Raw genomic sequence first — 12,654 nt, forward strand, 5'->3', positions numbered from 1 at the left:
GCGGCCGGGCCTCGGAGCGGCGGGGTCGGAGGGTCCGGCCGGAGTGCGCGGTAGGGGTTGCCGGCCAACACGTGGTTGGTGTGGCGCAGATCACGCGGGACCGGCCGCTCAGTTTCCGTTCCGCCGACGGTCATACCTACGACGACACCGCAACGAAGGAGACTCCCGTGGCAGACGCCGTGAAGGGCCCCGCCAGCTACTTCCCGTCGATCGAGAAGAAGTACGGCCGACCGATCGCCGAATGGAAGGACCTCATCAGGTCCTCGCCGCTGACCAAGCACATGGAGCTCGTCGCCTGGCTCAAGACGGAACACGGCCTGGGTCACGGCCACGCCAACGCCCTGGTGGCGGACACGCTGGCGGAGGGGAAATAGGGGAGGGGAAAGAGGGGAGGGGGAAGAGGGGAGGGGAAATAGGGGCGGCGGCTGACGTCGGGCGGGGTGGGAGGCGCGGGGTGGTGTGGGGCGGTGTTTCGGCGGGGCGGGATCAGGGATGTGCTGGGGGTTTCCCGTCAGTCCCATCGTCTCTCCGGTTCGTGCCGGCCCGTCAAGGGCGCTCCCTTCGGTCGCGTCGCTGCGCGATGGCCTTCGGCCACCCTTGACCGCCCGTCCCGCCCCGGAAATCCGAAAGACTGCCGGGAAGCCCCCAAAGGGACGGGCCGGGGGGAGAGAAGACACACTCGGGGCGGTGCCCTGCCCGGGCGGAGCCCGGTGCGCCCCAAATCGCTACGCGCTCCTGTCGTTTAAGCGTCTGCGAGCCGCCAGGGGCTGGACATAAGCCGCCTCAAATCGCTACGCGCTCCTGTCGTGAAGCGTCTGCGAGCCTCTTGGGCTGGACATACGCCGCCATCGATCGCTACGCGCTTCTCCGAGACCGCGTCCGGCCCTTGTTGGGGGCTGGGAGGGGCGGTTTTGGGGGCGGGAGGTCCATCCATCGGCTGAGCCGATGCCAACCCCCATCAAGGGCGAGGTGAGGTCGCAGCCGCGCGCACAAAAAGGGGTAATTGGGGTAATCTGTCGGCTCTTTGGGGCGCGCGCTCACCCAGGCATGGATTGGCATCGCCTCAGCCGTCCTCTGACGCATTGCCGCCCCAGGCAGGGGTCAGATCATCTGGTCATGTCGGTCGATGTAGCGGCGAAACCCTTCCGCTCGGGTCTGGAAGCCGCACGACTCGTAGAAGCTGTGGACGTATTCGTCGTCGGCTGCCAGGAGCTGCACCTTGTAGCAACCGGCCGACGCACCCAGCTGAACGACGGCCTTCATCAGCTCGCGCCCGACGCCTCGCCGCTGGAATGCCTCGGCGACCACGACGTTCTCCACGAAGAGGATGGCCCGACCGCCACGGGTGAGGTTCGACAGAACCAGGCAGTCTGCGGTGCCGACCACGACGCCTTCGGCATCCGCCACCAGCACGGTCCGCCCCAGCTGACTGGAGATGGTCGCCCATACGGCATCGGCCTTTTCCCGAGGCAGTGGTGCGTCGTCAGGATTCAGCTCGCCGTAGAGAGTCAGCAGGGATGGTAGATCCGCCCCGACAGCCGACCGCACGGTGATCTTCATGCGCCAAGCTTAGACGGACCAAGACGTCCCAGGTCAGAACGCTGATGGCCAGCCCCAGACCGTCTGCGGACGCGTGATCGAGAAGCGCGTAGCGATCGATGGCGGCCTATGTCCAGCCACAGAGGCTGGCAGACGCCGAGCCGTGAGGAGCGCGTAGCGATTAGACGCGCTTCCCCGACCGCCCCGCGCATCGCTGATGTGGCCGTCCCTGAAAAGAAAGGCCCGACCCGTTCCTTTGGGGGGTTCCCGGCTGTCCTCGTATTTCCGGGGCGGGACGGGCGGTCAAGGGTGGCCGTAGGCCATCGCGAAGCGACGCGACGAAGGAGCGCCCTTGAGGGACCGGCACGAACCGGAGAGACGATGGGACTGACGGGAAACCCCCAAGACAGCTCTGATGCCGCCCCGCCGAAACCCTGCTCCCCGGAGCCACCCCCACCCTCCCCCCGCCCTTCCCTCCTCCCTCCCCTATCCCCGCCCCAGGAGGACCGTGCCCGAGGAGCAGAACCAGCCGCCTGTGCCAGAGGTGAGGGCTACCTCGGGGAGGTGGCCGCCGGGTTTGGTGACCTGGCCTCCCCCTGCCTCGCCGCGGAGTTGGCGGACTGCCTCGACCAGGAGGAACAGCCCGCGCATGCCGGGGTGGCAGGCCGACAGGCCGCCTCCGTCCGTGTTGACCGGTAGCTCCCCGTCGCGCAGCAGGCGGCCCTTCTCCACGAAGGCCCCGCCCTCGCCCTTCGCGCAGAAGCCGAGGTCCTCCAGGGTCACCAGCGTCATGTAGGTGAAGGCGTCGTAGATCTCCGCGAGGTCCACGTCCGCGGGGGTGAGACCCGCCTGCTCGAAGGCGATGCGGCCCGAGACGGCGGCGGGGGACACGGTGAAGTCCTCCCACTCCGACATGGTCGTGTGGGAGACGGAGGTGCCCGCCCCCAGGATCCACACCGGGGCCTTCGCGGTGTCGGGTACGTAGTCCTCCGCGGCCAGGAGCACCGCGCAGCCGCCGTCCGAGCGGATGCAGCAGTGCAGCTTCGTGAAGGGGTCGGCGATCATCTCGCCGGAAAGGACGTCCTCGACGGTGATCGGGTCGCGGAACATCGCGTCGGGGTTGGTCGCCGCGTTCGCCCGGGCCTGTACGGCGACGGAGGCGAGCTGCTCCAGGGTCGTTCCGTACTGGTGCATGTGGCGGCGGGCGGCCATGGCGTACTTGGAGATCAGCGTGTGGCCGTACGGGACCTCGAACTGCAGCGGTCCCCGCGCCCCGAAGGAGAGGTTCGACGTGCGGCGCCGGGCCTTGATGTCGGCGCGGGCCGTGGAGCCGTAGACCAGCAGGACGGCGTTGGCGTGTCCGGCGGCGATCGCGTCCGCCGCGTGCGCGGCCATCACCTCCCAGGTCGAGCCGCCCACGGAGGTGGAGTCGACCCAGGTGGGGCGCAGGCCGAGGTACTCGGCCACCTCGGCCGGGGCGAGAGTGCCGAGGCCGGCCGAGGCGAAGCCGTCGATGACGGAGCGGTCGAGGCCGGAGTCGGCCAGGGCTCGGCGGGCGGCCTGCGCGTGCAGGGCGTACGGGGTGGGGCCGTCCACCCGGCCGCAGTCGGAGAGGGCGACGCCGACCACCGCGACCCGCCGGCGGGGGCGGGGGGTGGTTCCAGGTGTGAGTCCAGGCATGCGAGGACGGTACATCTGACGTATCGTCAGATGCCAGACCCCCGGTCCGGACCCCGTGCCGGCCCGGACCCCGCGCACCCCGCCCCGCCCCCAACCCGCCCCCGTCGGCCCCTGTGCATCTGTCGCCCGTCGCCCTAACATGACGCCCCGTCAGAAACGCCCCCGGCTGCCGCTGGGAGGTGCCCCCGGGAGGAGCCCGACGATGGATGCCGCCTTCACCGCGGAGCAGGACGAGATACGGCGCACCCTGCGCGAGATCCTGGGCAAGCGCTGCGGCCCCGACGAGGTCAAGGCGGCGGTCCGCACCGCCGACGGGTACGACCGCGAGCTGTGGCAGCAGCTCTCCCGGCAGCTCGGGCTGCCGGGGATCGCCGTCGCCGAGGAGTACGGCGGGGTCGGCTGCGGCCCGGCCGACCTGGCGCTGGCCTGCGAGGAGACCGGGCGGGCGCTGCTGCCCTCGCCCCTGCTGGCCACCGCCGCGCTGTGCGTGCCCCTGATCACCGCCCTCGGCACCGACGCCCAGCGCTCCGCGCTGCTCCCGTCGCTGGCCTCGGGCGGGTCGACCGCCGCCCTCGCCGTCCCCGGTCCGGCGCTGGCCACCGCCCTGGCGCTGACCGGCGAAGACCCCGCAGGCCAGTGGTCCGGCGGCGGCCGGGCCGGCGGGATCCAGGCCCGCGCCGATGCCGCCGGCGAGGGCTGGCGGCTGTACGGGGAGGCCGCCCAGGTGCTCGACGGCCACAGCGCCCCGCTGCTGCTGGTCGCCGCGCACGCCGGCGGCTTCGCGCGCAGCCGTACGCTGCTGTTCCTCGTACGGGAGGGCGCGCCCGGCCTCGTACGGTCCCGGCAGACCGTGCTCGACGAGACCCGCCCGCAGGCCCGGATCCAACTGCGCGACGTGCCTGCCGAGTTGCTCGGCGCTCCGGACGGGGAGGGTCGGGAGGCCGACGTGCTCGGGGCCCTCGCCGCCACCGGGCGCACCGCCTCCGCCGTGCTCGCCGCCGAGGCGGTCGGGGCGGCCGGCCGGGCGCTCGCGCGCACCGCGGAGTACGTGTGCCGGCGTGAGCAGTTCGGTCGGGCGATCGGCTCCTTCCAGGCGGTCAAGCACCGGCTCGCCGACCTGTACGTGCAGGTGCAGGCGGCCCGCTCGGCGGCCTACTACGCCGCCTGGGACCCGGACCAGGGCGGCCTCGCGCTCGCCCAGGCCCTGGAGGCGCTGCGGATGACGGCGGGGGAGGCGATCCAGCTGCACGGCGGCATCGGCTTCACCTGGGAGCACGACGCGCACCTGTACTTCAAGCGGGCGGCCTCCGACGAGCTGCTGTTCGGGCCGGTGCACCGGCTGCGGGCGCACGCCGCGGACCGCGCGGGCCTGTTCGGGCCGGCACCGGCCGCCGCCACGCATGCACCCGCACCCGCACACGGACCCGTATCCACCGTCGCGGCGGTCGCCGCGTCCTCGCCCGCACAAGAGAAGGTGGCCGTCTGATGGCTCGCGTGGCTCCCGGCGTCAAGCTGATGCAGAAGGTCTCCTCGACCATGCTGTTCGCCAAGATCGCACCGCACTTCATCCCCGCCATGGACAAGGCGGTGCACAAGCTCACCCGCGGCAAGGTCATCCTGAGCGCGCAGATGCTGCCGGGCGTGATCCTCACCGCCAAGGGCGCCCGGACCGGCGAACCGCGCACCACGCCGCTGGCGTGCATGCCGGAGGACGGCGGGACGAGCTGGATCCTGATCGGGTCCAACTTCGGCCGCCCCGGGCACCCGGCATGGACCGGGAACCTCCTCAAGCACCCGGACGCGGACGTGAGTTGGCAAGGCAAGGACATAGCCGTACGGGCCCGGCTGCTGGCGGGTGAGGAGCGCGCGGCGGCGTGGCAGGCGGTGTTGGGGTTCTGGCCGCCGTACGCGACGTACCAGGCGCGCATCGAGCGTGAGATCCGGCTGTTCCGCCTGGAGCGTCGCTGATCCCGGGCGGACCGTGGCGTGGCGCCGGCGCGGAGCCGGCCGGGGCGGCGGACCCGGAGCGGGTCCGCCGTTACTTGGTCGGCTTCTTGCCCGTGATGCCGAGGTGGACGAGCAGGGCCAGGTTCGGCTTGAGCTCGGCCTGCTTGACGCCCCAGGTCTGGAAGCCCTTCTGGTGCGAGGCGACCGCGGCCAGCATCGCGACCAGGGAGCCGGCCATCGCGGCGGGGCTGACGTCCTTGTCGACCTTGCCCTTGGCCTGGAGCTCCTTCACCGATTCCGTGAGGGAGTTGGTGACCGAGTTCAGGATCTTCATGCGGATCTTGTAGAACCGCTTGTCGCCCTCGGCCGCGCCGAGATCGACCACGCGCAGGATGGCGTCGTTGCGACGCCAGAACTCCAGGAAGCCGTCGACGAGTTCCTCGGCGGCTGACCACCCGGACTTGCCGACCCAGGTCCGGCCTTCGACGAGCGACGTCAACTGCGCGCCCTCGGTGGCCATTTGCTCGGCGATCTCCAGGACGGCGCCCTCGACGTCCGGGAAGTACTGGTAGAAGGTCGCGGGGGAGGTACCGGCCTTGCGCGCGACGTCGATCACCTTGACGTCGCGGTACGGCGAGGAGCTGAGCATCTCGCTGAGGCAGTCGAGCAGCTTCTGCCGCGTCGCCTGGCCGCGCCGGCCGGCGACACGCCCGTCGACGGTGCGTACTTGTCCTGTCATGCCGTCAGCTTACCGAGGGGTGATCGGCGCGCTATTCGGCCGCCTGCAAATGGGGTTACGGGGTCCCTGGCCTGGGCGGGAGGCCGTCCCGGGCGGCCGCGGAGGGGATTTCCGGCCGGATGCGCCCCGTCGCCGCCCCGTCGTCAGGGTCCGGGCGTGTCGCCCCGTTCCGCGAGCTTTCCCCCGAATAGTCTTATCAACAGGCTGTGGACAAGTTTTCGGGCGGATCATGGCTGGGAGAGGTGGGAGGGTACACACCCCCGCAGAACGGAAGGAACCGGGCCCATGGCCGCATTCGTGGAAGGCGCACCCTGCTGGGTGGACGCCTCGCTTCCGGACGTCGAGGCGGGCAAGCGGTTCTACGGCGAGCTCTTCGGGTGGACCTTCGCGGACAGCGCGGGCGCCGAGTACGGCCACTACACGCAGGCCTACAGCCGGGGTCGCAACGTCGCCGCCCTCGCCCCCAAGCCCGACGGCCGGATGCCCACGGTCTGGGGCGTCTACCTCTACACCAACGACGCCTACGCCTGCGCCCAGCGCATCCGCGCCGCAGGCGGCCAGATGGTGATGGACCCGATGCCGGTCGGCCCGTACGGCACGGCCGCGATGGCCGCCGACCCCGGCGGGGCCGTCTTCGGGCTGTGGCAGCCCGGCACCCACCACGGCTTCGAGGCCCAGCAGGAGCCCTTCACGTACTGCTGGAGCGAGGTCTACACACGGGCCCGCGACGCCGTGGACGTCTTCTACGCGAAGGTCTTCGGCTACGTCCCGCAGGACCAGGACGACGCCGGCGTCGAGTACCGCATCTGGTCCCCGCCCGGCAAGGCGCCCGGCACGGACACCGCCGTCCTGGGGCGCAGCCTGATCACCGACGCCTTCCCGGAGATCATGCCGGCGCACTTCCTCGTCTACTTCGCCGTCCCGGACTGCGACCGGTCGGTGGCGACGGCGAAGCGGCTCGGCGGGCGGGTCACCGCGGACCCCTTCGACACCCCCTACGGGCGGATCGCGGTCGTCGCGGACAATCAGGGGGCGGTCTTCGGGCTCCTCTCGGAACCCCGCGCCGGGGCGGACGCGTAGGCGCCGTGGACGGATCGCCGGGCAGATCACACCGCGCTGCTCGCCGTGCCGGGGCCGGACCCGGCCCGGGCCTGACAGAATCGGGGTTGCGCGACCCGGGCTGCGCCCCGGAATGAGACGCTGCACGGGGCATGGCCCCGTGCCGGTGGGAGCGGGCCCGGTGGGTGGCCCGTACGGGGAGGTGTGGAGGCGAGTGGTGGAGCAGCTGACGCAGCACGACCCGAGACGGATCGGCCCCTTCGAGGTGCTGGGACGGCTCGGCGCCGGCGGCATGGGGCTGGTCTATCTCGCGCGGTCCGCTTCCGGACGGCGGGTCGCGATCAAGACGGTGCGCACCGAGCTCGCCGAGGACCAGCTCTTCCGCGTCCGCTTCACCCGCGAGGTGGAGGCGGCGCGTGCCGTGTCCGGCTTCTACACCGCGGCCGTGGTCGATGCCGACCCGCGGGCCGCCGTGCCGTGGCTGGCCACCGCGTACGTGCCGGCGCCCTCCCTGGAGGAGATCGTCAACGAGTGCGGGCCCATGCCCGCCCAGGCCGTACGGTGGCTCGCCGCCGGCATCGCCGAGGCGCTGCAGTCCATCCACGGCGCCGGGCTGGTGCACCGCGACCTGAAGCCGTCGAACGTGCTCGTGGTCGAGGACGGCCCGCGCGTGATCGACTTCGGTATCGCGAGCGGTGTCTCGAACACCCGCCTGACCATGACGAACGTCGCCGTCGGCACCCCCGCCTACATGTCGCCCGAGCAGGCGAAGGACTCGCGCAGCGTCAAGGGCGCCAGCGATGTCTTCTCGCTCGGCTCCACGCTGGTCTTCGCCGCGACCGGGCACCCGCCGTACCACGGGGCGAACCCGGTCGAGACGGTCTTCATGCTGCTGCGCGAGGGGCCGAACCTGGAGGGGCTCCCGGAGGAGCTGCGGCCGCTGATCGAGTCCTGTATGCAGATGGACGCCTCGCTGCGGCCCACCCCGGCCGACCTGCAGGCGCAGCTGGCCCCGCACCTCTTCGACGGCGGCGACGACAGCGGCACCGCCTCGGCGTGGCTGCCGGCGCGGGCCGTCGCGATGATCGAGGCCCGGCGCGCGGGGAACCGTACGCCCGCCGCGGCCGTGCCCGCGCCCGGCCGCGACGCCCGTGGCGGCGGCGCCGGGGCCCGCGGTCCGGTCTCCGAGCAGGCCACGCACCGCCGCCCGCGGGGAGCCGAGGGCTGGGTGGACCCGCGCACCGGCCAGGCCGTGCCGCAGCGCCCGCACCACCCGCCGCGGTCCCCGGTGCCCTCGGGCGAGCCTGTGCGCCTGGGCGGCTCGCCGGTGCCGATCGGGCCCGGCCCGTTCGCGACGGCCTCGGCGTCGGCGGCGCACACCCCCGCCGTGGACTCGGCGACCGGCTGGGTGCGCCCGCCCGACGGGTCCGCACCGGCGCATGCCACCGGGCCGCTCTCCCCGTCCGTTCCGGGCCCCGGCGCGGCCCCGGACAGCGGCCGCTGGCGTCCGTGGCGCTTCCGCATGTCGAACGAGGTCTGGGGGACCCCGGCCGTCGCGGGCAACCTGCTGTACGTGACCTCCTTCGAGGTCCACGCCCTGGACGTGGCCAGCGGCCGCCGCCAGTTCAAGACCCGCGACGTCGCCTGGTCCATGGCGGTCGCCGACGGCCGGATCCACGCCTCCGACGGGCCCTCCCTCTACGCGCTCGACGCCTCCGACGGCTCCGAGAGGTGGCGGCTGTCCACCGACGCCTGGGTGTACGGGCTGCGCGCCGAGCGCGGCACGGTCGTCACCGCCACGCGCGGCGGCGGCGTACAGGCCTGGGAGGCGTCCAGCGGCCAGAAGCTGTGGGAGCTGACGGGCGCGCAGAGCGACTTCGAGACCCCGGAGGCGGCCCCCGTCCTCCACGAGGGCACGGTGTACGTGTGGCAGGACGCGCGGCTGCGCGCCCTGGACGCCCGCAGCGGCCGCGAGTCCTGGTCGTACCCGATCGGCGACGCCGGATCCTGCGGGAACGTGCCCGTCCGGGTCACGCCCGCCCCCGACGGCAACGTGTACGTCGCGGCCGGCACCCGGGTGCTGTCGGTGGACCGGGCTTCGGGCCGGGTCCGCTGGCACTTCGAGGCCCCCGCGGTCTTCCTGGCCCCGCCGGCCTTCGCGCCGGGCGCGGCCGTCACGGGCGGCGGCGTCTACCTCGCCGACTACCTGGGCACCGTCTACGCCCTGGACGCGGCCACCGGCCAGGACCGCTGGCGGATCGCGACGGAGTCGCGGCAGTCCTCCGACCCGGTGCTGGTGGTGGGCGGCAACGTCCACCTGGGGGCGGGCAGTGCGCTCTACACGCTCGACGCGGTCACCGGCACCCCGAAGTGGCGGTTCGCGGCGGGCGGCGAGATCACGGGCCTGCCGGCGGTCGCTGACGGCCGGGTGCACTTCGGGTCGGCCGACCACTGCCTGTACACGCTGGACGCTGCGGGCGGTCAGCTCCGCTGGAAGCTGGCCACGGGCGGCGAGATCACGGGCGCCCCGGTCGCGGAGGCGGGCGTGGTGTACGCGTGCAGCAAGGACCGCTGCGTGTACGCCCTGGACGCGGCGAAGGGCACGGGCACCCGTACGAGCGGGTGACCCGACAGGGGCCGGGTCCGGCCCCGCCGGGTAGCGCACCGCACCGGGAGTGACAGGATGGACCCCATGAGCAACGTCTACTTCGACATCACCATCAACGGCGCCCCCGCCGGCCGCATCGTCTTCAACCTCTTCGACGACGTCGTCCCGAAGACGGCGCGCAACTTCCGTGAGCTGGCCACCGGCCAGAACGGCTACGGCTACGCCGGCTCGGGCTTCCACCGCGTCATCCCGCAGTTCATGCTGCAGGGCGGTGACTTCACCAACCACAACGGCACCGGCGGCAAGTCCATCTACGGCGAGAAGTTCGAGGACGAGAACTTCCAGCTGAAGCACGACCGCCCGTACCTGCTGTCGATGGCGAACGCCGGCCGCAACACCAACGGCTCGCAGTTCTTCATCACCACGGTCCTCACCCCGTGGCTCGACGGCAAGCACGTCGTCTTCGGCGAGGTCGTCTCGGGCCAGGAGCTCGTCGACCAGATCGAGGCCCTCGGCTCCCAGTCCGGCGCCCCCAAGGGCAAGGTCGAGATCGCGGCCTCCGGCGTCGTCGAAGCCTGATCCCCACCCGCCTGCACGGCCGGTCGGCCCCGCCCCCACCCGGGGGCCGGGGCCGCCGCCATGTCCGGGGCCGGCGGCGGGGCCGTTCCCCGGGCCGAGGGGTCAGCGCAGGCGGGGCTTCGGGGCCGTGCGGCGGTTCGAGAAGAGTTCCGCCTGCCGCTCCGGCGCCAGGTTTCCCAGGGCGATCAGGGCCGGGGCCTGCGCGAGGGCCTGCTGGAGTGCGGCCTGCTTCGCCGACCACAGGGCCCGTACGGTGCCCTGCACGGCCTCCGTCGGGAAGCCGGCCAGGGTCTGCGCCGCCCGCAGGGCCGCCGGGAGCAGCCCGTCCGGCTCGGCCAGTTCCGAGACCAGGCCGATCTCGTGGGCCCGGCGCGCGGAGAGCCGTTCGGCCGTGCCCATCAGGGACATCCGGGCGGCCTCGCCGAAGGGCATGCGCTGCGCCATGTACACGGCCTCGTAGGCGCTGACCATCCCGTACGTGGTGTGCGGGTCGAAGAAGGTGGCCGTCTCGGAGGCGATCAGGAACTCCGACTCGCCCAGCAGGTAGAAGGCCCCGCCGCAGGCCATGCCGTTGACGGCGGCGATCACCGGCTTCCACAGGTCGCAGGACTTCGGGCCGATCGCGATCAGCGGGTCGTCGGCGGAGTAGGGGGAGGCGGGCTGCGGCACGTCCACGCCGCGGTCGATGCCGGTGCAGAAGGCGGCCGTTCCGGCGCCGGTCAGCACGACCGCCCGTACCTCCTCGGCGAACCGGAGCTCGCGCCACGCCTCGCCCAGTTCGGCGGCGGTGGCCAGGTCGACGGCGTTGTGCCGGCGCTCCCGGTCCAGGGTGACCACCGCGACCCCGGTCGCCTTGTCCCGCTCCACCCGCAGGGTCACGACTTCTCCAGGAGCCAGCGCGGCACGGCCATCGAGCCCGTCTCGGTGAAGACCACGTGGACCCGTGCGCCGATGCGCAGCCGGGCCGGGTCCATGGAGTCGAGGGGGGCGTCGGCGGAGGTCACCAGGTTCCCGGCGAGCCGGATGTGCGGGGCGTCGGCGAGCTCGACGAGGATCACGTTGTACGGGGCCTGCGCGGCGTAGGCGGGCAGCAGCGGCGGGTGCGGCCGGACGTAGGACCAGATGCGGCCGCGGCCGCTCATGCGGCGCCACTCGCTGTCGAAGGACCGGCAGTGCGGGCAGCAGGGGCGGGGCGGGAAGCGCAGTCTGCCGCACGCGGTGCAGGCCTGGACGCGCAGTTCGCCGCGGGCGGCGTACTCCCAGAAGGGGGCGCCGTCGTCGTCGGGGACGGGCAGGAGCAGGGCGTCCGCGGACGCGGCGGCTTCGGGTGCGGTGGTCATCGGTCGGTCAGCTCCTCAGCAGGATCGCGGACGTCGGGACGCCTTCGCCCGCCGTCACCAGGCAGGTGGTGGCGTCCGGCACCTGGGCGGTGGAGACGCCGCGCAGTTGTTTGACGCCCTCGTTGATCAGGTTGAAGCCGTGTACGTACGCCTCGGACAGGCCGCCGCCGCCGGTGTTGATGGGAAGCCGGCCGCCCAGTTCCAGGGCGCCGCCCTCGGTGAAGGCGGCGCCCTCGCCGCGGCCGCAGAAGCCGTAGCCCTCCAGGGAGAGCGGGATGAGCGGGGTGAAGGCGTCGTAGATCTGGGCGACGTGTACGTCCTGGGGGCCGAAGTCGGCCTGCTTCCACAGGTGGCGGGCGGCGGTCCAGGCGGGCCCGGACAAGGGGTCGTCGTTCCAGTAGTTGACCATGCCGTGGTGCTGTGAGGGCAGGCCCTGGGCGGCGGAGTGCACGTAGACGGGCTTGTTGCGGCAGTCACGGGCCCGTTCGGCGGAGACGATCACGCAGGCCAGTGCGCCGTCGGTCTCCAGGCAGTTGTCGAAGAGGCAGAGCGGGTCGCTGATCATGCGGGAGGTCATGTACATCTCGCGGGTCAGCGGGCGTTCGTACATCATCGCGGCGGGGTTCTCGTTGGCCCGGTTGCGGCAGGCCATGGCCACGTTGAAGAGGTGGTCGCGGGTGGCGCCGTACTCGTGCATGTAGCGGCGGGCCAGCATGCCGATCTCGTCGGCGGGGCGCAGCAGGCCGAAGGGCCGGGTCCACTGGCCGGGGGTGGGCAGTTGGACGGCGGTGTTCTTCCAGGGGCGCGGGCCGGAGCCGCGTTTGCGGGAGCGCCAGGCGACGCCGACGGTGGCCTGGCCGGTGGCGACGGCGGCGGCGAGGTGGCCGACGGTGGCGCAGGAACCGCCGCCGCCGTAGCCGATCTTGGAGAAGAAGGTGACGTCGCCGGCGCCGATGGCCTTGGCGACCTCGACCTCGTCGGTCTCCTCCATGGTGTAGGAGGAGAAGGCGTCGACCTCGCCGGGGTCGATGCCGGCGTCGGCGAGGGCGGCCAGGATCGCCCGGCAGGCCAGTTCCTTCTCGGACTGCGGCAGATGTCTGGCAAAGGCGGTCTGGCCGATGCCGACTATCGCCGTAGCGTCCTTGAGCGTTGCCGCCATCGCC

12 protein-coding genes are annotated in these 12,654 nt (G+C 72.6%); 6 read left to right on the plus strand and 6 right to left on the minus strand.

From position 1 onward, the window contains the following. The first annotated feature begins 167 nt into the window (after positions 1 to 167). Positions 168 to 374, plus strand: coding sequence for a DUF4287 domain-containing protein (locus OHA91_RS21515; RefSeq protein WP_266500343.1), 207 nt, complete (start codon positions 168 to 170; stop codon positions 372 to 374). A gap of 727 nt (positions 375 to 1,101) precedes the next feature. Here OHA91_RS21515 and OHA91_RS21520 read toward each other — a convergent pair. Continuing rightward, on the minus strand, positions 1,102 to 1,560 hold the full coding sequence (locus OHA91_RS21520) for a GNAT family N-acetyltransferase (RefSeq protein ID WP_328739776.1): 459 nt from the start codon (positions 1,558 to 1,560) through the stop codon (positions 1,102 to 1,104). Between the two features lie 465 nt (positions 1,561 to 2,025). Beyond that, entirely contained in the window at positions 2,026 to 3,219 is a 1,194-nt protein-coding gene (locus tag OHA91_RS21525) for a thiolase C-terminal domain-containing protein (protein ID WP_328739778.1), read from the minus strand. Positions 3,220 to 3,421: 202 nt separating this feature from the next. Between OHA91_RS21525 and OHA91_RS21530 the strand changes: the two genes are divergently transcribed. Both OHA91_RS21530 and OHA91_RS21535 read left to right on the plus strand, forming a co-directional pair. After that, complete coding sequence (locus OHA91_RS21530) at positions 3,422 to 4,705, plus strand: acyl-CoA dehydrogenase family protein (protein WP_328739779.1); 1,284 nt, start codon at positions 3,422 to 3,424, stop codon at positions 4,703 to 4,705. Further along, positions 4,705 to 5,187, plus strand: a complete 483-nt coding sequence (locus OHA91_RS21535; RefSeq protein WP_031150424.1) for a nitroreductase family deazaflavin-dependent oxidoreductase — start codon at positions 4,705 to 4,707, stop codon at positions 5,185 to 5,187. Before OHA91_RS21530 ends, OHA91_RS21535 begins: the two co-directional genes overlap by 1 nt. Positions 5,188 to 5,257: 70 nt before the next feature. On the opposite strand, the gene OHA91_RS21540 is transcribed toward OHA91_RS21535, so the two are convergent. Beyond that, a complete protein-coding gene (locus tag OHA91_RS21540; RefSeq protein WP_031150426.1) occupies positions 5,258 to 5,905 on the minus strand; it encodes a TetR family transcriptional regulator in 648 nt (215 codons plus the stop codon). Positions 5,906 to 6,190: 285 nt separating this feature from the next. Between OHA91_RS21540 and OHA91_RS21545 the strand changes: the two genes are divergently transcribed. From OHA91_RS21545 to OHA91_RS21555, 3 genes are all read left to right on the plus strand, one after another. Continuing rightward, entirely contained in the window at positions 6,191 to 6,985 is a 795-nt protein-coding gene (locus OHA91_RS21545) for a VOC family protein (RefSeq protein ID WP_031150428.1), read from the plus strand. Between the two features lie 193 nt (positions 6,986 to 7,178). Beyond that, positions 7,179 to 9,590, plus strand: coding sequence for an outer membrane protein assembly factor BamB family protein (locus OHA91_RS21550; protein WP_209441495.1), 2,412 nt, complete (start codon positions 7,179 to 7,181; stop codon positions 9,588 to 9,590). Positions 9,591 to 9,656: 66 nt separating this feature from the next. Continuing rightward, positions 9,657 to 10,151: a peptidylprolyl isomerase gene (locus OHA91_RS21555; protein WP_031150432.1), complete on the plus strand. Its 495-nt coding sequence runs from the start codon at positions 9,657 to 9,659 to the stop codon at positions 10,149 to 10,151. 102 nt (positions 10,152 to 10,253) lie between these two features. On the opposite strand, the gene OHA91_RS21560 is transcribed toward OHA91_RS21555, so the two are convergent. Genes OHA91_RS21560 through OHA91_RS21570 form a run of 3 tightly spaced genes read right to left on the minus strand, consistent with a single transcriptional unit; the run spans position 10,254 to position 12,650 of the window. After that, complete coding sequence (locus tag OHA91_RS21560; RefSeq protein WP_031150434.1) at positions 10,254 to 11,030, minus strand: enoyl-CoA hydratase/isomerase family protein; 777 nt, start codon at positions 11,028 to 11,030, stop codon at positions 10,254 to 10,256. After that, positions 11,027 to 11,491 carry a Zn-ribbon domain-containing OB-fold protein gene (locus OHA91_RS21565; RefSeq protein WP_051893123.1) on the minus strand — a complete coding sequence of 155 codons (465 nt, stop codon included), beginning with the start codon at positions 11,489 to 11,491 and terminating at the stop codon, positions 11,027 to 11,029. The genes OHA91_RS21560 and OHA91_RS21565 overlap by 4 nt, the downstream gene beginning before the upstream one ends. A 7-nt stretch (positions 11,492 to 11,498) precedes the next feature. Beyond that, entirely contained in the window at positions 11,499 to 12,650 is a 1,152-nt protein-coding gene (locus OHA91_RS21570) for a lipid-transfer protein (RefSeq protein ID WP_328739780.1), read from the minus strand. Positions 12,651 to 12,654: the final 4 nt, after the last annotated feature.

Origin of the sequence: Streptomyces erythrochromogenes (genome assembly GCF_036170895.1) — a bacterium.
Taxonomy (GTDB): Bacteria; Actinomycetota; Actinomycetes; order Streptomycetales; family Streptomycetaceae; genus Streptomyces; species Streptomyces erythrochromogenes.